This window comes from Afipia sp. P52-10, assembly GCF_000516555.1.
Classification (GTDB): domain Bacteria; phylum Pseudomonadota; class Alphaproteobacteria; order Rhizobiales; family Xanthobacteraceae; genus P52-10.
The window spans coordinates 1,235,193-1,252,340 of record NZ_AZSJ01000007.1 but is presented as its reverse complement, the minus strand read 5'-3'; the positions used below and the strand labels follow the sequence as shown (position 1 = coordinate 1,252,340).

General features: G+C 63.2%; 17 protein-coding genes. 6 read left to right on the top strand and 11 right to left on the bottom strand.

From position 1 onward, the window contains the following. Positions 1-2: 2 nt before the first annotated feature. Entirely contained in the window at positions 3-1,214 is a 1,212-nt protein-coding gene (gene egtB, locus X566_RS23265) for an ergothioneine biosynthesis protein EgtB (protein ID WP_051444499.1), read from the bottom strand. A gap of 343 nt (positions 1,215-1,557) precedes the next feature. Between egtB and grxD the strand changes: the two genes are divergently transcribed. The 3 genes from grxD (at position 1,558) to X566_RS23250 (ending at position 4,037) form a co-directional block, all read left to right on the top strand. Continuing rightward, on the top strand, positions 1,558-1,893 hold the full coding sequence (gene grxD, locus X566_RS23260; protein ID WP_034472899.1) for a Grx4 family monothiol glutaredoxin: 336 nt from the start codon (positions 1,558-1,560) through the stop codon (positions 1,891-1,893). Positions 1,894-2,080: 187 nt separating this feature from the next. Next, positions 2,081-2,614: an O-acetyl-ADP-ribose deacetylase gene (locus X566_RS23255; RefSeq protein WP_034472022.1), complete on the top strand. Its 534-nt coding sequence runs from the start codon at positions 2,081-2,083 to the stop codon at positions 2,612-2,614. A 139-nt stretch (positions 2,615-2,753) separates the two neighbouring features. Next, positions 2,754-4,037, top strand: coding sequence for a serine hydrolase (locus X566_RS23250; protein ID WP_206538721.1), 1,284 nt, complete (start codon positions 2,754-2,756; stop codon positions 4,035-4,037). Positions 4,038-4,068: 31 nt separating this feature from the next. Here the strand turns inward: X566_RS23250 and X566_RS23245 are convergent, their stop codons facing one another. From X566_RS23245 to rpe, 6 genes are all read right to left on the bottom strand, one after another. Continuing rightward, on the bottom strand, positions 4,069-5,139 hold the full coding sequence (locus X566_RS23245) for a low specificity L-threonine aldolase (RefSeq protein ID WP_034472019.1): 1,071 nt from the start codon (positions 5,137-5,139) through the stop codon (positions 4,069-4,071). Between the two features lie 167 nt (positions 5,140-5,306). Further along, a complete protein-coding gene (rpsD, locus tag X566_RS23240) occupies positions 5,307-5,924 on the bottom strand; it encodes a 30S ribosomal protein S4 (RefSeq protein ID WP_034472016.1) in 618 nt (205 codons plus the stop codon). A 192-nt stretch (positions 5,925-6,116) separates the two neighbouring features. After that, a complete protein-coding gene (locus X566_RS23235) occupies positions 6,117-6,935 on the bottom strand; it encodes a tripartite tricarboxylate transporter substrate binding protein (RefSeq protein ID WP_160170517.1) in 819 nt (272 codons plus the stop codon). A 327-nt stretch (positions 6,936-7,262) separates the two neighbouring features. Further along, positions 7,263-8,048, bottom strand: coding sequence for a glutamate racemase (murI, locus tag X566_RS23230; RefSeq protein ID WP_034472012.1), 786 nt, complete (start codon positions 8,046-8,048; stop codon positions 7,263-7,265). A 109-nt stretch (positions 8,049-8,157) separates the two neighbouring features. After that, positions 8,158-9,465 carry an adenylosuccinate lyase gene (gene purB, locus X566_RS23225; protein ID WP_034472010.1) on the bottom strand — a complete coding sequence of 436 codons (1,308 nt, stop codon included), beginning with the start codon at positions 9,463-9,465 and terminating at the stop codon, positions 8,158-8,160. A 145-nt stretch (positions 9,466-9,610) separates the two neighbouring features. Then, positions 9,611-10,297 carry a ribulose-phosphate 3-epimerase gene (rpe, locus tag X566_RS23220; protein ID WP_034472007.1) on the bottom strand — a complete coding sequence of 229 codons (687 nt, stop codon included), beginning with the start codon at positions 10,295-10,297 and terminating at the stop codon, positions 9,611-9,613. 132 nt (positions 10,298-10,429) lie between these two features. Here rpe and X566_RS23215 point away from each other — a divergent pair, with 132 nt between their 5' ends. After that, positions 10,430-11,059 (top strand): EF-hand domain-containing protein, encoded by a 630-nt coding sequence (locus tag X566_RS23215; protein WP_152540033.1) that lies wholly within the window; start codon positions 10,430-10,432, stop codon positions 11,057-11,059. A gap of 133 nt (positions 11,060-11,192) precedes the next feature. Beyond that, positions 11,193-12,374, top strand: coding sequence for an outer membrane beta-barrel protein (locus tag X566_RS23210; protein WP_034472896.1), 1,182 nt, complete (start codon positions 11,193-11,195; stop codon positions 12,372-12,374). A gap of 50 nt (positions 12,375-12,424) precedes the next feature. On the opposite strand, the gene X566_RS23205 is transcribed toward X566_RS23210, so the two are convergent. Beyond that, positions 12,425-12,688 carry a hypothetical protein gene (locus tag X566_RS23205; protein WP_034472895.1) on the bottom strand — a complete coding sequence of 88 codons (264 nt, stop codon included), beginning with the start codon at positions 12,686-12,688 and terminating at the stop codon, positions 12,425-12,427. An 805-nt stretch (positions 12,689-13,493) separates the two neighbouring features. Next, on the bottom strand, positions 13,494-14,495 hold the full coding sequence (locus X566_RS23200; RefSeq protein WP_034472002.1) for a P1 family peptidase: 1,002 nt from the start codon (positions 14,493-14,495) through the stop codon (positions 13,494-13,496). 138 nt (positions 14,496-14,633) lie between these two features. Between X566_RS23200 and X566_RS23195 the strand changes: the two genes are divergently transcribed. Continuing rightward, positions 14,634-15,368 (top strand): cytochrome c biogenesis CcdA family protein, encoded by a 735-nt coding sequence (locus X566_RS23195; protein ID WP_034472000.1) that lies wholly within the window; start codon positions 14,634-14,636, stop codon positions 15,366-15,368. Positions 15,369-15,563: 195 nt separating this feature from the next. Here the strand turns inward: X566_RS23195 and X566_RS23190 are convergent, their stop codons facing one another. Further along, the gene (locus tag X566_RS23190; RefSeq protein WP_034471997.1) at positions 15,564-16,691 is read right to left on the bottom strand and encodes a branched-chain amino acid ABC transporter substrate-binding protein; all 1,128 of its coding nucleotides are present in this window, start codon (positions 16,689-16,691) and stop codon (positions 15,564-15,566) included. Positions 16,692-16,779: 88 nt separating this feature from the next. After that, a complete protein-coding gene (locus X566_RS23185) occupies positions 16,780-17,115 on the bottom strand; it encodes a DUF6867 family protein (protein WP_343213153.1) in 336 nt (111 codons plus the stop codon). Positions 17,116-17,148 lie beyond the last annotated feature (33 nt).

Here is a 17,148-nt window from a genome sequence, read left to right as displayed (position 1 = left end):
CATCACGAACGGTAGTCTGCGAGGCGCAGTCCCATGAACTGCCAGCGATGATGCGGATAGAAGAAGTTGCGGTAGGTGACGCGGCTGTGGCCCTCCGGCGTCGCCAGCGACGAGCCGCGCAACACGAGCTGATTGACCATGAACTTGCCGTTATACTCGCCGAGCGCGCCCTCGACCGCCCGATAGCCGGGGTAGGGCGAATAGGCGCTGCGGGTCCACTGCCAGACGATCCCGAAAGCATCGTTGAGCTGACCGGAGCGGGCGGCGACTTCCCATTCCGTTTCGGTCGGCAGATGCTTGCCGCTCCAGCGCGCAAACGCGTCCGCTTCATAGTAGCTGATGTGGCAGACCGGCGCGTCGAGGTCGAGCGAACGCAGACCGCCAAGCGTCATTGTGTGCCACTCACCATCGATCTCACGCCAATGGCCGGGCGCCTGCCACTCTTCGTTGGTGGCGACGGCGAAGCCGTCCATCAGCCATAGCGTCGCGGTGGTGTAGCCGCCGTCCTGCATGAAGGCGAGCCATTCGCGGTTGGTGACGAGATCGCGGGCGATCCTGACAGGGCCGACCAGGGTGCGGTGAGCGGGTCCTTCGTTGTCGAACGCATAGCCGTTTCCGTTATGACCGACGGTATGGATGCCTTCGGCCAGCATGAAATCGCCGCCGCCGCGCGTGGAGCGGGGCCTCTGCCACGCAGGATCATAGGCCGGACAGAGCGGGTTGAGCGAGAACGCGTGCAGGATGTCCGTCAGCATCAACTCCTGATGCTGCTGCTCGTGGTTGGTCCCGATCTCGATCAGCGGCGCGAGGGTCTCGAGCAGCGTTGTATCCGCGGTGGCGAGCGCCTTCTCCATGGCGGCGTCCACATGCGCGCGGTAAGCGTCGACCTCGTCCACCGAGGGACGGGTGACGACGCCGCGATGGGTGCGGGCATGTCGCGGTCCGGCGGTCACATAGTAGGAGTTGAACAGGAAGGCGAAATCGGGATGAAACGGCCGATATCCCTTCACATGCGGGACGAGCAGAAACTGCTCGAAAAACCAGGTCGTATGCGCGCGATGCCACTTGATCGGGCTCGCATCTGGCATCGATTGGACCAGCTGATCTTCGGGAGAGAGAGGGGCGGCGCGCCGCTCGGTCTCCTGCCGTACTTGCCGGTAGGCTGCCGCCAGCCGTTCCCCCCTGGTTGCACGCTGCTCGGGCTGGTCTTTGATCGCACTGCTGTTCGTCACGCGGAATCCCTCTTTGGCAGAAGAACGTCATCGTGAAAGATGCGTTCCGGGGAACGATCTGGTTTCGAAGGATAGGCTGGCCGTGAGGGGCCTGAACAGGCCAAATCCGGCCTCGGAGTCCCTATAATGGCAACAGCGGAAAGCCGGGCCCATGCAAGCCGCAAGGCTTTGGCCGACTTCGGGATCTGCATCTCACCGTTGCCAAATTCCATTGGGATGCGCAGCCGTTTCGGGATACATATATGCGACGCATGACCACGCGCCCGAACCGAGCCTGAAGGCTTAAATGCCGCCCAGGCCCCTGCGGGCGCCAAAGGACGAGACCATGAGCATCGAGCAATTCATCGACAATGAAGTGAAGTCCAACGACGTGGTGCTGTTCATGAAGGGCACCCCGCAGTTTCCGATGTGCGGATTCTCCGGTCAGGTCGTGCAGATTCTCGACCACATCGGGGTACCCTATAAGGGCCTCAACGTGCTGGATTCCGACGAGCTGCGGAACGGTATCAAGGCCTATTCGAACTGGCCGACCATTCCTCAACTCTATGTGAAGGGCGAGTTCGTCGGCGGCTGCGACATCGTCCGTGAGATGTTCCAGGCCAGCGAATTGCAGCAGCTGTTCGCCGACAAGGGCATCGCGGTTCGTCAGGCCGCGGAGTGATGACCGGCGCGATCTGAAACGCGGGGCCGCCGCCTTAAGGCGGCCCGCGGAGCATCGCCGGTGATCGAGGCGATGCGCCAAGCCGTCGGCAGCTGATGAATGGTCGGGGTGCTATGGCGCCCTCCGGAGGCCGTCAGACGGAACGTTTGCCGCGGCCTTACCCCACGCCTCAACCAACGGCGACGGAATGACTGGCGTCCGAACCATCGGCGAGACCTCGGTCGAGGTGACCGTTGCCGATCTCACCACGCTTACGGTGGATGCGATCGTTAATGCGGCGAACACGTCGCTACTTGGCGGCGGCGGTGTCGACGGCGCCATCCACCGCAAGGCCGGTCCCGAGCTTCTTGCTGAGTGCAGATCGTTGCGCGGTTGCGCCACCGGCGACGCCAAGATCACGAAGGGCTACCGTCTGTCTGCGCGGTATGTGATCCATGCCGTTGGTCCGGTCTGGCAAGGCGGTGGACAGCATGAGGACGATCTGCTCGCTGGGTGCTATCGCCGCGCCATCGAGATCGCCCAGACGGAAGGGCTTGCCTCGATCGCTTTCCCGTCGATCTCAACCGGCGTCTATCGCTTTCCGGCTGAGCGTGCAGCCCGGATCGCCGTTACGACCTCGATCGAATCCCTCAAACACACGTCGTCGATCCGGCGGCTGATCTTCTGTTGCTTTTCCAACGATGCTGCGCGACATCACAGCGATGTCCTGATGCGACTCTAGCGATCCGTTTGGACAACTCGCCTTGTCCGACCGACATTTCCAAGCATGTCAAAGCCACGCCATAGGGTATTCGTTCTTCTGCGATTGGCGCACTGGCGAAGGCCTCCCGTTGTGCGGGGCTGATCTCTGCGGAGAAAATATGATGAAGCTGCTTCGCCAAGCCCTCATCCCAGCGCTGTTGCTGATCGCCACCGCGCCGGCATCGGCCCAGGTCTTCGGAGCGGGGCATCCCGCCGAGCCGATGGGCTTCTCGCGAGCCAAGCTTGCTAACATCACCGAGTTCTTCAAGGCGGAGGTCGCAGCCGGCAACGTACCCGGCGTCGTTATGCTGGTGCAGCGGCGCGGCCGACCCATCTATTTCGAAAGCTTCGGCGTTCGCGACATGACGACCAAGGCGCCGATGACGCCCGATACACTGTTTCGCATCTATTCGATGACGAAGCCGATCACATCCGTCCTCGCCTTGATGCTGGTCGAGCAGGGCAAGCTGTCGCTCGACGAGCCTCTTTCAAAATACATTCCCGCCTTCGCCAAAACCCAGGTCGGCGTCGAGACCAAGGGCGAAGACGGCAAGCCGAAGCTGGACCTTGTGCCGGCCGAGCGGCCGATCACGATCCACGACCTGCTGCGTCATACCTCCGGCATCACCTACGGCTTTTCCGGTCATGGGCTGGTGCACAAGGCTTATGGCGAGATGCGGGCCTTCGCCAATCAGATGGACAATGCCGAATTCGCCGAGCGTGTCGCTTCCCTGCCGCTGGCGCACCAGCCGGGCACAGTCTGGGAGTATAGCCATTCCACGGACATCCTCGGCCGCGTGATCGAGGTGGTGGAAGGAAAACCGCTGTTCGAGGTGATGAAGGCGCGGCTGTTCGATCCGCTCGGTATGCACAACACCTCATTTTACGTGACGGATCCGGCCAAGCAGTCGCTGATTGCCGAGCCGTTGGCGGCGGATGGTGGCTCGGGGCCGGCGGCGATGTTCGATCCGCGCCTCCCTCGCAAGTGGCAGAGCGGCGGCGGCGGGCTCATCTCGACGATCGGTGACTATGCCCGCTTCGCCCAGATGATCACCAATGGGGGAACGCTGGAAGGCGAGCGCTATCTCAGCCCCAAAACCGTCGCCTGGATGGGAGCGAACCACATCGGCCGCTCGACCGGTATCCCACCCGGCCCGAACTTTCTGCCGGGTCCAGGCTTCGGCTTTGGTCTCGGGTTTGCGGTGCGGATCGAGCGCGGTGCCAGCGCTTGGCCGGGGTCTGTCGGTGAACTGAACTGGGGCGGCGCGGGTGGTACCTATTTCTGGATCGATCCGCGCGAAGACATGTTCGCCGTCCTGATGATGCAGAGCTACGCGCAGCGCGAACGCTACCGTAACATGATCAAGAACATGGTCTATGGATCGATGGACCGGAGCAATTGATCCCTGCCTATCCGCGGCTTGCGATGAACGGCTAGCTGTTTGCGCGAACGATCTCACGCACGGCCGCAACGGCCTCATCGACCATCGCTGCCGTCACGTCGAGGTGCATGCAGGCGCGCACGCGCCCGCCCAGCAGCGAGACCAGGATGCCGCGCGATCGAAGCTCCGCCTGCAGCTTCGCCGGCGTGAGCCCGCTACCTGTGATGCCGACATAGACGAGGTTGGTCTCCGGCTGCTGGACATCGAGACCGTCGATCTGTGAAAGGCCACGTGCCAGCGTGCGGGCGTTGGCGTGGTCGTCTGCAAGCCGGTCAACATGATGGTCGAGCGCATGCAAGCAGCCGGCAGCGGCGATGCCGCCCTGGCGCAGTGCGCCGCCTAACCGCTGCTTCCAGCGCCAGACCTGATCGATGAACGCCTGTGAGCCGGCAAGCGCAGCGCCGATCGGAGCGCCGAGACCTTTGGTGAAGTCGATCCAGACCGAATCCCACCCGGCAGCCATCGCGTGAGCCGGGATGCCGGTGGCAACGCAGGCGTTCAGTAGTCGGGCGCCATCCATGTGGGTGGCAAGGCCACGCTCCTTGGCGATGGCCGCGACCGCGTCCAGCACGGCCTTCGGCCAGATCGTTCCTCCGCCGATATTGGCGGTCTGCTCGGCGCAGAGCAGGGTCTGCGGTGGGGCGTATCGGCTCGGTACGCGGAAGGCCGCGCGCAGCGCATCAGGCGAGAACTGACCATGGGCGCCGAGCAGCGGCGTGATCTGAAAGCCGCCGAGTGCCGCATGCACGCCGCCCTCGCTGGTGAGGATGTGCGCCGTCTCGTGCGCCAGAATTTCGTCGCCCGGCCTGCAATGGCTGAGAATGCCCGCGACGTTGCACATGGTGCCGGAGGGCAGGAACACCGCCGCTTCCTTGCCGAGAAGCGCAGCCACCCGTTCGCACAGCAGGTTGACCGTCGGATCGTCACCGATCTGCTCGTCGCCGACCTCGGCGCGGGCGATCGCCTCGCGCATCGCTGGCGTCGGCCGCGTCTGGGTGTCGGACAGCATGTTGATGCGGACCGGCGGCAGGCTCTTGTCAGCTGGAACAGGGGTGTAGGCCATGACGAACCTCGTGAAGTGATGTCCGAAGTGTCTGCGCTAATGATCAGCACGGCAAACAAAAAGGCCCCGGTTTGCGCCGGGGCCTTTCGAGATCAAACAACGCAATTCGCTTTTGAGGGCATGATCTGGTCCGGAAACCGGTGCCCACTTTTCGGGATCATGCCCGGTTAGCGCGAATAGTATTCGACGATCAGGTGCGGCTCCATCATCACTGGGAAGGGGACTTCCGAGAGATTGGGCACGCGGTTGAACTTTGCCGTCTGCTTGCTGTGATCGACTTCGATGAAGTCCGGCACGTCGCGCTCGGCGAGCGCGTTCGCTTCCAGCACCAGCGCGAGCTGCTTGGAGGCTTCCTTGACCTCGACGACATCGCCGACCTTGAGCTTGTAGCTGGCGATGTTGACGCGCTTGCCGTTCACCTTGACGTGGCCGTGGTTGATGAACTGGCGGGCGGCGAACATGGTCGAGACGAACTTGGCGCGATAGACCACCGTGTCGAGGCGGCGCTCGAGCAGGCCGATCAGGTTCTCACCCGAATCGCCCTTCAGGCGGGTCGCTTCCACGTAGATGGCGTGGAACTGGCGCTCGGAAATGTTGGCGTAGTAGCCCTTGAGCTTCTGCTTGGCACGCAGCTGCACGCCGAAGTCGGAGAGCTTGCCCTTGCGGCGCTGGCCGTGCTGGCCCGGGCCGTACTCGCGCTTGTTCACGGGGCTCTTCGGGCGGCCCCAGATGTTCTGGCCCATACGACGGTCGAGTTTGTACTTCGATTCACTGCGCTTTGTCATCGCGTCCTCTTAAAGGATTGATAGATTTGAGGAAACGCGCCCTCCTGCTGCGCCGGATTTGAGCCCGGAGCCGACAGGTCCCAGCCCCCAAGCAGAGGGTCGGACCACGGGTCGCGAAACGCAACGCGGGCCGAAAACGGCCCGCGAGCAGGGGGCTTTTAGGTCAAAAGCCGTGCAGGGTCAATGCAGTGCTCAATCCGCATCGGGGATTTTGCTGCGCTCCTTGATGTCGCGGTACTGGGCGTCGGCGGCCTTGATCCTGGCGATGAAGGCCTCGGTTCCAAGGCCCTCGGCGGCGAGCCCGGCCTTGACCAGGATGTCTTGGATCTTCGGGTCGGCTGCCGCTTCCACAATGATCGCCGCGAGGCGGTCCGTGATCTCCTTCGGCAGGCCGGGCGGGCCGAACAGGCCGAAGAAGCCACTGCTGGTGTAGTCAGGCAGGCCGCTTTCCGCAGTGGTTGGCACGTCCGGGGTGGTCTTGGAGCGTTCGGTGCCGCTCGATGCCAGCACGCGCACGCCGGCGTCCTTTTGCGTCACCACCACGGGATCGAACATGACCTGCACCCGGCCCGCGATCAGGTCGGTGAGGGCGGCGGCGCTACCCCGGTAGGGGACGTGGAAAAGGTCGGTGCCGGTCTGCAACTTGAACTGCTCGCCGGAAAAGTGACCTGCCGAGCCGAGCCCTGCGGAGCCGAAATTCAGCTTGCCCGGTTGGGATTTCGCCAGCGCGATCAGGTCTTGCAGCGTCTTGACCGGCAGATCGGCGTTGACGCCGATGTACTGGTCGGAGCGGGCGAGCTGGGCAATCGGGGTGAAGTCGCGCAAGGCGTTGTAGCGCGGCGTCTTGCTCATCACCGTGTAGATCACCGTGGAGGCATTGTTGCCGAGGAGCAGCGTGTAGCCATCGGGGGCGGCTGCCGAGACCGCAGCACTGCCGATTGAGCCGCCGGCGCCGGCCTTGTTCTCGACCACCACTGTCTGGCCTGTCGCGGCGGCGATCCGGTCGGCCATGATCCGCCCCGCAAGGTCAGACGAGGCGCCTGGCGGATAGGGTACGACGAGGGTGATGGGCCGGCTGGGCCACGATTGCGCCTGGGCTGCCGTCGCAAACACCATCAAAACCAGTCCAGCCAAACGTGCGGACAGCCTCATACCAATTCTCCGGGAAACGCGTTTCAGTTGTAGGAGGCGTCTGTTTACGTGCTGGAACGTGCCCGCGCGAGACTCGGCGGTTCTTTNAATCCGCAGATAGCAGCATGACTATGCTGCGGATGACCCATACCGCAGTGCGAATATTGTTTCCAGGCGATGAGCCGGTTCTTGCTGGTTCCTTGCCCCTCAAGCCGCGGCCCGGCGGGCAAGAAAGGGCGCCAGAATCTGTTCCGGCATGGCCGGACGGCCCGAGGTGAACAGCATCCGTGGCGCTGCCGCAGGCCCGGACCCATGGTGCGCGCCAAGCAGGTCCGCAGTCCGCCTGGCGATCGCCGGGGCCGGGTCGATCCAGTCCACCGGCCAGGGAGCGAGCCGTATGAGGCGGTCCAGCAGCAGCGGATAATGGGTGCAGGCGAGCACCACGGTATCGGTGCGGGCTTCGCCGTTCAGAAAGCAGGGGGCAATCTCGGCGACGATGGCGTCGTCGCTGACAGACTCACCGCGCAAGGCCGCTTCGCCGATCGCAGCGAGGTTGGCCGCGCCGACCAGAGTCACCTCGCAGCCCTGGCCGAAGTCACGAATCAGCGCACGGGTGTATTCGCGCTTGACGGTGCCCTTTGTGCCCAGCACGGAGACGCGCTTGCTGCGCGAGCTCGCGCAAGCCGGCTTGATCGCAGGGACAGTGCCCACGAAAGGGACGGTGTAGTTGGCGCGCAGATGCGGCATCACCAGCGTCGAGGCGGTGTTGCAGGCGATCACCGTGACATCAGGTTCATGTTCGGCGATCAGCGCGCCGATCAGCGGCACCACGCGCCCGACGATCTCCTCCTCGGTGTGATGGCCATAAGGAAAGAATGCGTCGTCGGCGACGTAGACGTAGTTGGCATCCGGCCGTGCCGCCACGATCTCGCGGAAGACGGTCAGTCCGCCGAGACCGGAATCGAACACAAGGATGGTGGGCGACGCTGTCACAACGGGAAAATTAGCCGATCCGCGGTTACCGTACAGTAAGCAAATTGCGGATTGTCGGGGCTAAAGTTGGGCAGTCGGAGCCGAGTTGGTTCCGGCTGCGAGGTCGGCCTCAGGCTGACCCGAACACTCGCTTGAAGATCGTATCGACGTGCTTGAGGTGATAGCCGAGGTCGAACAGCTCTTCGAGTTCGGCATCCGACAGGCGGGCCTTCACGTCGGCGTCTTTTTTCAGCAGGGCGAGGAAGTCGCCTTCGCCGCGCCAGACCGGCATCGCGTTGCGTTGCACCAGGCGGTAGGCATCCTCGCGGCTGACGCCCTTTTGCGTCAACGCCAGCAGCACGCGCTGCGAATGGACCAGGCCGCCGAGCCGATCCAGATTCTTCTGCATGTTCTGCGGATAGACCAACAGCTTGTCGATAACTCCTGCGAGCCGCATGAGCGCGAAATCGAGCGTCACAGTGGCGTCGGGGCCGATCATCCGCTCCACCGAGGAGTGAGAGATATCGCGTTCGTGCCACAGCGCCACGTTCTCCATCGCCGGCGCGGCGTAGGAGCGGACCATGCGGGCAAGCCCGGTGAGGTTTTCCGTTAGCACCGGGTTGCGCTTGTGCGGCATCGCCGAGGAGCCTTTCTGGCCTTCGGAGAAGAACTCCTCGGCTTCGTAGACTTCCGAACGCTGCAGGTGGCGGATCTCGGTGGCCAATCGTTCAATGGACGAGGCGACCACCGCGAGCGTGGCGAAATACATCGCGTGACGATCGCGCGGGATCACCTGCGTCGAGACCGGCTCGACGGCGAGGCCCATCTGCTTGGCAACGTGCGCCTCGACCCGTGGGTCGATGTTGGCGAAGGTGCCGACGGCGCCGGAGATGGCGCAGGTCGCCACTTCCTTGCGTGCTGCGATCAGGCGCTGTTTGCAGCGGTCGAATTCGGCATAGGCCTGCGCGAGCTTCAGGCCGAAGGTGACCGGCTCGGCATGAATGCCGTGCGAGCGGCCTATGGTCGGCGTCATCTTGTGCTCGAAGGCGCGGCGCTTGATGGCGGCGAGCAGGGCGTCGATGTCGGCCAGCAGAATATCGGTGGCGCGCACCAGCTGCACGTTGAAGCAGGTGTCGAGCACGTCGGAGGAGGTCATGCCCTGGTGAACGAAACGCGCCTCCGGGCCGACGATCTCGGCCAGATGGGTCAGGAAGGCGATGACGTCGTGTTTGGTCTCGCGTTCGATCTCGTCGATGCGGGCAACGTCGAAGGTGGCGTTCTTCGCCTTGTCCCAGACAGCCTTGGCGGCTTCCTTGGGAACCACGCCGAGGTCGGCCAGCGCGTCGGTGGCATGGGCCTCGATCTCGAACCAGATCCGGAAGCGGGTTTGCGGCTCCCAGATGGAAGCCATTTCAGGTCGGGAATAACGGGGGATCATGGGCGCGCTCTCTCGCTGACAGGAGCGTTTAACAGAGCCGGCAACGTCCTGCAATTGCTTCGAAAAGGGCGTCCACGGCGGATTTCCAGGCCACGGCTCGCCCGCGAGCCGCTGTATCAAATTTGCGACGTGGGGCCGTTCGCGCTTAAGCGGCTTCGCCGCGCGCTCCGGCGCCGGCCTGACGGATCGCCGAAATATTCGCCTGATAGGCGGCCTCGGTGCCGCCCTTGAACACGGCGGAGCCCGCAACCAGCGCGTTGGCGCCCGCGGCGACGATATCGGCCGCATTCTCCGCCGTCACGCCGCCATCCACCTCGATGTCGATCGGGCGCCCCGCAGCCAGCGCACGCACGTTGCGGATCTTGTCGAGTGCCGAGGCGATGAATTTCTGGCCGCCGAAGCCCGGATTGACCGACATCACCAGCACCAGATCGAGCAGGTCGATCACATGCTCGATGGCCGAGGCCGGCGTGGCCGGATTGAGCGAGACGCCAGCTTTCTTGCCGAGTGCGCGGATCGCCTGCAACGAGCGGTGCAGGTGCGGACCCGCCTCGGCATGCACGGTGATGATGTCGGAGCCGGCCTTGGCGAAGGCCTCGAGGTAGGGATCGCACGGCGCGATCATCAGATGGGTATCGAACACCTTCTGCGAGTGCGGCCGCATCGCCTTGATGACGTCGGGACCGAACGAGATGTTTGGCACGAAGTGGCCGTCCATCACGTCGAGATGCACCCAGTCAGCTCCGGCGCGATCGATCGCGCGGACTTCCTCTCCGAGTTTGGCGAAATCGGAGGCGAGGATGGACGGGGCAATGACCAACGGGCGCAGCATGACGCGGATAACCTCTGCGGATTGCGCCCGGCCTAACACGGGCGGAGCATCAGGGGCAATGCAGACTGCCGGCACGATCGCGCGCGGCGGTGGATGGCGGGCAAGTTTTGCCTGTAGTGGCGGAGTTTGCCGATGGCCTGGCGCCTCGGGAACCGGAAAAACCTTTGTCTTTCAAAGCAGCAAAGGCGGCACAGCGCTTGCTTGACTGGGAGACGTGCCGTGGCGCGCCGCCACGTCGGTTTTCAAGGGTCCGCTATGCTGTTCACCATTGCAGCCGCTTCCGCCGCCGTCGATATCCTGTCGCAGCTTGTGGAGAAGGCATCCGCGAAAAACGGCGGTGGCGGCGCACGGCAGACCGGTTTCGAGATCGCAGCGCCCGCGCAGCCGGTCGAGTCGTCGATATCTTCGCCTGTCGCATCGGCTCCCACCGAAAACCTGTCACGTGAGATGCTGGACACGCTTCTGTCGGCGCAAGGCCAGGCTCAAGGCGTGGAGCGCAAGAAGCGGTCGCTCTCGGTGCTGCTCGATCTCATGCAGACGAGCCAGAACGGCAGTGTCAGCAAGACCGAATTCGATGCTGCCGCGGGTAGCAATGGTAGCAAGGCCGACGCGGCTGCGATCTTCGACAAGATCGACAGCGACCATGATGGCGCGATCAACCGGAACGAGCTGTCCAGCTTCCTCGACAGTTACCGCCGGACGCAGATTAACGGTCCGGACGGCGGGGCATCGCGAACGCGCGTGCTCACGATCGATGCTTAACGGCGCTTAACCCGCTTGCGCCCGCGACCGCTGGGCGATCTCCGGATCACTACGTATCTCACGATGAAATTCATTCGTCGGTAACCACGTTCGTTAGGAATGATGTCACGCCGTGTTGTCCGGAGTGATGTCGATGCGTTTCGCGGGAGTGGTGCTCGGTCTTGGCTTGTGCGTCGCGACGCCGGCAATCGGATCGGCGGAAGAAAACTTCGTTGCTTCGCTGAAGCTGCGCGGCGGTTACGACACCAACCCCGAGTTCTCGGTGCATGGCATCGGCGGCAGCGCGTTCATCTCCAGTGAAACAGCGATGATCGCCGGCCAGACCGGCGACAAGTACACATTGGGTTTTGTCGGCGAGGCGTCCAGCACGCTGTACTCGAATCCGCTAGCGACACCAGCACTTTCCGGCAAGGCGATTCTGCGCGGATCGATCGGCGACGACCAGGCGAACCTGACATCGACGACGACGCTCTCCGATGTTCGCACCTACAATCTGCGCTCGTCCGACATGATCCAGTCGTTGAAGGGCGAGGTCCGCGTGGGGGCGCTCAAGCTGTTCGCGACCGGCGAGGTCGGCCGCTCCAGCCTGAACCAGACCAACGTGATCTTTCAGGACTTCCTGCCCAGCCCGCAGCAATACTGGCGCGCGACCGTTATTCCCGGCGTCAGCGTGGTTGGCGACAAGATGGAAGTGGGCGTGTCGGCGAACTATTCGGTGCGTCGCTATCTCGAGGAATTCGACGACTTCGGCTATCGGCGCAACAATGAGCGTCTCCAGCCGTTCCTCTTCGCCCGCTACACCAGCAAGGACCTGACGGCGTTCGCTGCGATCTCCCGTCTATACGGAACCTGGCACGACCCGGACTTCACCAACGTCAAGCGCAACATGTTCGAGGCCAATGTCACTTGGCGGCCGGCGCCGTTCACGCTTGAAGCCTCTGCCGTGCGCCGCGCGGGGGAAACGACATTTCCGATCTCGCCGATCACGATCGATTCGATCTACTCGCTGCGCGGTACCTGGCAGGCCTATGACAAGCTCAAGCTTCTCGCCTCGGCTGGTTACGTCACGTCGGAGTATCTGGATTCGATCTACAGTTCGGAGACCGCAACGTTCTCAGGTGGCGTTCAGTACGACCTTGGTAATGATCTGACGCTGGGAGCAGACGTGACGTATGCAACGGGTAAGCTGCTCTCGGGCATTCACGCCGATGCCCTGATCTTCGGCACGTCGATCAGTAAGCGCTTCGCGCCTTTCGAGAAGGAGCCGGCCAAGGAAACGTCTGCCAAGCTCCCGCTTCAAATCGCCAAGAGGTAACAAGAAGTAAAGCGCGGACGGGAGAATGCTCCCGTCCGCTAAGTTGCGATTCAGTGGCAGCCGCAGCCGCCGCCGCCGAGCAGACCACCCAGCAGACCGCCACGGCCGAGCACGGCGCCGAGAACGCCGCCCTTGCCGGTCGTCACTTGGGTATCGACCACGAGACCGCCCCGACCGGACAGCAGGCCAAGTACGCCTCCCTTACCCGTCAGGACTGCCGCGTTCACGTTGAGACCCTGGCCTCCGCCACGGGCGAAAGCCGGGGCACTCATTGCGATCGTCGCGGCGACTGCAAGACCAACCAACTTCATCATGACATTTTCTCCCTTCATTCGCGCGCTCACTGCGCGCAGGAATGACCATGCGCGATTGGTTTGAGAGCTCAACGTCAAGCAAATGCTAACCTTAAGTGGCAGCGGTATCATGTGCGATTCAAAGTATATTTCGCCATGATCATACCGCGCGAGGTCCGTAGGTGCGCACTTCTCCGTATTGATACGTATTGATGGGTACTTTGAAATTCAGCGCCGCACGCGTTTGCGGAAAAAGAGATCGGGCCTGCAGCCCTCGTGCATGTAGCCCCAGAAGGCGGCGGCCAGCACAATATCGAACAGACTGTTGGGCAGCAGCATCATCTGGCTGCCAGGATCGAAAGCACCTTGCGCGATAATTACCCGCACGGCGATTTTGCGACCCGATCGCCGCGGAGTTGCGTGCAACGGTCATTGCCGTGAACACGACGGCCCACAACACCATCAAAAGTTGCAGTCGAAGCGAAAGGCGGGCGAGGCTTGCGCTCGTCGAGCGGCCGAAGATCGACTGCGACATCATGGTGATTGCGTAGAAGTCGCCGAAGGGCGATCAGCCAGGTGACGATCAGAACGAGCAGCGCCGTCAAGATCGCCGCGCATGCCGCGATGATCGCCAGTGCGCCGCCGAGTTTTCTTCCGGCAGGTTCGCCAGTTCACTGTGATCCGAGGATGCGCCAGCCCGGCGCTTCTCGCGGTGGAAGGTTCGTCATGCAGTTCCGGGCGTCCTTAAGTGTTCGAGTGCGATGTTCAGATCCACTCGACTGCACTCACTCGGGCGCTCCCGATCGCAACCGGGTTCAAGGTCGCATCAGCGGGCGAACCGGTCTTTCCAGGCGGGCAGGCTGCCTGCGAACGGCAATGCGGTCGCCTCGTACACGCCGCGCGCGATGGCCCGCGCGACAGTGTTGGCCGCCTGCATGCCGAGCTCGCTGATCGCAATCGGGCCGTCGATCGGCTTCTCCCCGGTCGCGGCTGCGAACAGCACGTCGCCATCGAGCGGCGCATGAACCGGGTTGATCGATCGCGCAAATCCGGTCTGGGCGATGATCGCCAAACGTTTGGCCTGGGCCTTCGTCAGCTTCGCGTTGGTGACGACGACGGCGAGCGTGGTATTTTCGATCGGCGTCGCGCGGGCGCCGCCCTTGAGCTTCAGGGCATGCATGTCCGGCGTGAAGGCTGGCGGCTGTCCGCATCCACCGAATTCGCCTCCGACCTCGAACGGCGCGGCCCAGAACCAGGGACCGTCACCGATCACGACGCTGCCGGCCGCATTCACCACGGCAAGGGCCGCGACCTTGATGCCATTACTGGTCGTCGCCGACGCCGAGCCGATGCCGCCCTTCCAGCCCGCGGTGGTCGCGCCGAGCCCGGCGCCGACGCTGCCAAGCGAAAAGCCGGAGGCGCTCGCCGCGGCCGCCGCGGCATAGCCCAGTTCGCGATAGGGCGAGAAGCGCCCCCATGCCTTGTCGCCGCCGTTCAGCAAATCGAAGCAGATCGCGCCGGGAACGATCGGCACAATGGCATTGCCGACATGGAAGCCGCGGCCGCGTTCGGCCATGAATCCCATCACCCCGCCGGCCGCATCGAGGCCGAAGGCGGAGCCACCGGACAGCGCAAGCCCGTCGATCGCTTCCACAGTGTTGGCGAGGTCGAGCAGCGCGCCCTCGCGGGTGCCAGGGCCGCCGCCGCGGACATCCATCGCCGCGACCGTCGGCCGGTCGAACAGGATCGCGGTGACGCCGGAGGCGAGCTTGCCGTCGTCGGCATGGCCGACCTGGACGCCTTTGATGTCGGTGAGGAGATTGTTCATGCGCAGCCTGCCTTTGCGGATCGCAGATGAGCGCAGGAGAGGGCGCCGGTCAACTGCCGACGATCACGCATCTTCACATCGCAAGGAACTGATGCCTCCTGCTCTTGCGCCAACGGGGATTGCATCGCATTAAGCGCCATGGCTTCCGATGTTTCCATCCTTGCCGCGCTGGTTGCGGGCATCATCAGCTTCCTTTCGCCCTGCGTGCTGCCGCTGGTGCCGCCATATGTGGTCTATCTGACCGGCGCGACCATCGAACACGTCGCCAGCGGTGAATCGCGCTCCGTTTCGCGCCGTGCCGTCATGGTCGCAGCGCTGATGTTCGTTCTCGGCTTTTCGACCGTTTTCGTGGCGCTCGGGGCGAGTGCCAGCATCGTCGGCGCGCTGGTGCGCTCCTGGACGGCGGAGTTGTCGATCGTTGCCGGCATTATCATCATTGTCATGGGGCTGCATTTCCTCGGGGTGACGCGGATTGGCTTCTTGATGCGCGAGGGGCGGCTTGGGATGGCAAAGCCGGTCGGTCTCTGGGGCGCTTATGTCATGGGGCTGGCCTTCGCGTTCGGTTGGACGCCTTGCATCGGACCGATCCTGGCAGCGATTCTCGCGGTGGCTGCATCGGAAGCAACCGTGGCGAAGGGAGCGAGCCTGCTGGCGGTCTATTCCGCCGGGCTCGGCATCCCGTTCCTGATCGCGGCCTTCGCGGTGGAGCGGTTCTCAGCGTTGTTCCAGCGGTTTCGCGGTCAGCTTCTCAATGTCGAGCGAGCAATGGGAGCGCTGATGATCCTGACCGGCATCGGCTTCCTCACCGGAGCGATTACCCATGTCAGCATCTGGATGCTGGAGATGTTTCCGGTGCTTGGCCAGTTCGGCTAAAGCGCGATGAGATCGGAATGAATCATCCTCGCGCTTTAGCTTATTGTTCAAGCATGGTCTTGTCGGAAAACCGCTTCACACTTTTCCGGATCATGCTTTAGCAACACGGGTTCACATCGCGAGGATGCTGCGAAAGAGAAAAGCCGCCCTCATGCGAGGGCGGCTTCGATATTTGCGTGGCGATGATGCCGCCGATCAGGAGCCCTTACCGGGATTGATCTCGGTGTAGTTGCCCTTGGCGTCCCACTTGTACACGACGTAGTCGAGCAGCTTGATGTCGCCCTTGGTGTCGAACGACATCTGGCCCAGCACGGTGTCCCAGCTTCCGGCCTTGATCGTATCCGCCACCTTCTTGGCGTCGGTGGTGCCGGCCTTGGCGACAGCCTGCGTCCAGACCTGCATCGCCGCGTAGGTGTAGAGCGTATAGCCTTCAGGATCGATGTTCTTGGCCTTGAACTTGTCGACGATCGCCTTGGCGGTCGGCTTGTTGCGCGGGTCGGGGCCGAAGGTGAAGAGCGTGCCCTCCGCTGCTGGACCTGTGATCGAAGCGAACTCCTTGTCGTTGAGCGCGTCGCCCGCCATCAGCACCGTCTTCAGGCCTTGGTCGCGCATCTGCCGAAGCAGCAGCCCGCCTTCCTGGTGATAGCCACCGAGATAGACGAGATCGATGTTGTCGCGCTTCAGGCGGGAGACGATCGCGGTGAAGTCCTTGTCGCCCTTATTGTAGGACTCGAACATCTTCTCCTGAATGCCGGCCTTGTTCAGCGCCTTCTTGGTCTCGTCGGCGAGACCTTTGCCGTAGGTCGACTTGTCGTTCAGGATCGCGATGTTCTTACCCTTGAAGTTCTTGACGATGTAGTCGGCGGCGACCAGGCCCTGCTGATCGTCGCGGCCGCACACGCGCAGCACGTTCCAGAGCTTGCGTTCGGTGAAGGTCGGGTTGGTCGAGGCGGGGGTGATCTGCAGGACGTTGTTCTCAGCGTAGGCTTCCGAGGCGGGGATCGACGACGCAGAGCAGAAGTGACCGGCAACGAACGGAATCTTCATGCTGCCGAGCTTCTCGGCGACGGAGCGGGCCTGTTTCGGGTCGCAGGCATCGTCGCCCACTTCAAGCTTCAGCTTCTTGCCGAGCACGCCGGGGCCGGCATTGAAATCGGCGACGAACTGTTCGGCACCGTTTCGCATCTGGCGGCCGAAAGCGGCTTCGCCGCCCGTCATCGGACCAGCCACCGCGATGGTGATGTCTTGCGCCCAGGTTGGGGTCACGGCGGCCATCGCCATCGACACGCCAAACGCCATACCGGCCAGCTTGAGATGTTTCATTCGCCTCTCCATGCAGCAGGCGCCGGATCGGGCTCCGGCGCACGATGGTCTATTGTCGAACGGTTTTCGGCCCAAGTCATCGACAATCTTAAAGCCCCTTGGCGCTTTTTGCCGATACATCTTGGCGCAGCCGCCAGTTCAAGGGGCCAGCTGGCTCGTACAGCCAGTAATACTGTCGGGTCATTTGCTGGGCGCGGGCGTGTCGCCAGGAGATCAGCGCGACCGCAATCAGGCAGGCGGTCTCGAACAGATAGGTGATGGGTTCGAGCAGCGGTTCCTGAAACAGCGCGAAGTGCAGGAAACGGACCGCGAGTCCAAGCAACACCATGGCCGCGACCGCAATCCAGGCCGGTCGCCAGGTCTGCGCGATCGCTCGTCCGGCCATCCAAGCGCAGCCGCAGCCGAGGACAAAGGTGAGGAACAGGACATGGAGCAGCGAGTCGCTGCTGTAGAGTTG

Bases quoted from the DNA above. Each gene is read 5' to 3' on its own strand.
- X566_RS23210 (WP_034472896.1), top strand. From the start codon at position 11,193: ATGCGTTTCGCGGGAGTGGTGCTCGGTCTTGGCTTGTGCGTCGCGACG.
- X566_RS23200 (WP_034472002.1), bottom strand. From the start codon at position 14,495: ATGAACAATCTCCTCACCGACATCAAAGGCGTCCAGGTCGGCCATGCC.
- rpe (WP_034472007.1), bottom strand. From the start codon at position 10,297: ATGCTGCGCCCGTTGGTCATTGCCCCGTCCATCCTCGCCTCCGATTTC.
- X566_RS23195 (WP_034472000.1), top strand. From the start codon at position 14,634: ATGGCTTCCGATGTTTCCATCCTTGCCGCGCTGGTTGCGGGCATCATC.
- rpsD (WP_034472016.1), bottom strand. From the start codon at position 5,924: ATGACAAAGCGCAGTGAATCGAAGTACAAACTCGACCGTCGTATGGGC.
- X566_RS23215 (WP_152540033.1), top strand. From the start codon at position 10,430: ATGGCCTGGCGCCTCGGGAACCGGAAAAACCTTTGTCTTTCAAAGCAG.
- purB (WP_034472010.1), bottom strand. From the start codon at position 9,465: ATGATCCCCCGTTATTCCCGACCTGAAATGGCTTCCATCTGGGAGCCG.
- X566_RS23250 (WP_206538721.1), top strand. From the start codon at position 2,754: ATGATGAAGCTGCTTCGCCAAGCCCTCATCCCAGCGCTGTTGCTGATC.
- grxD (WP_034472899.1), top strand. From the start codon at position 1,558: ATGAGCATCGAGCAATTCATCGACAATGAAGTGAAGTCCAACGACGTG.
- X566_RS23190 (WP_034471997.1), bottom strand. From the start codon at position 16,691: ATGAAACATCTCAAGCTGGCCGGTATGGCGTTTGGCGTGTCGATGGCG.
- X566_RS23255 (WP_034472022.1), top strand. From the start codon at position 2,081: ATGACTGGCGTCCGAACCATCGGCGAGACCTCGGTCGAGGTGACCGTT.
- X566_RS23235 (WP_160170517.1), bottom strand. From the start codon at position 6,935: ATGGCCGACCGGATCGCCGCCGCGACAGGCCAGACAGTGGTGGTCGAG.
- X566_RS23205 (WP_034472895.1), bottom strand. From the start codon at position 12,688: ATGATGAAGTTGGTTGGTCTTGCAGTCGCCGCGACGATCGCAATGAGT.
- X566_RS23245 (WP_034472019.1), bottom strand. From the start codon at position 5,139: ATGGCCTACACCCCTGTTCCAGCTGACAAGAGCCTGCCGCCGGTCCGC.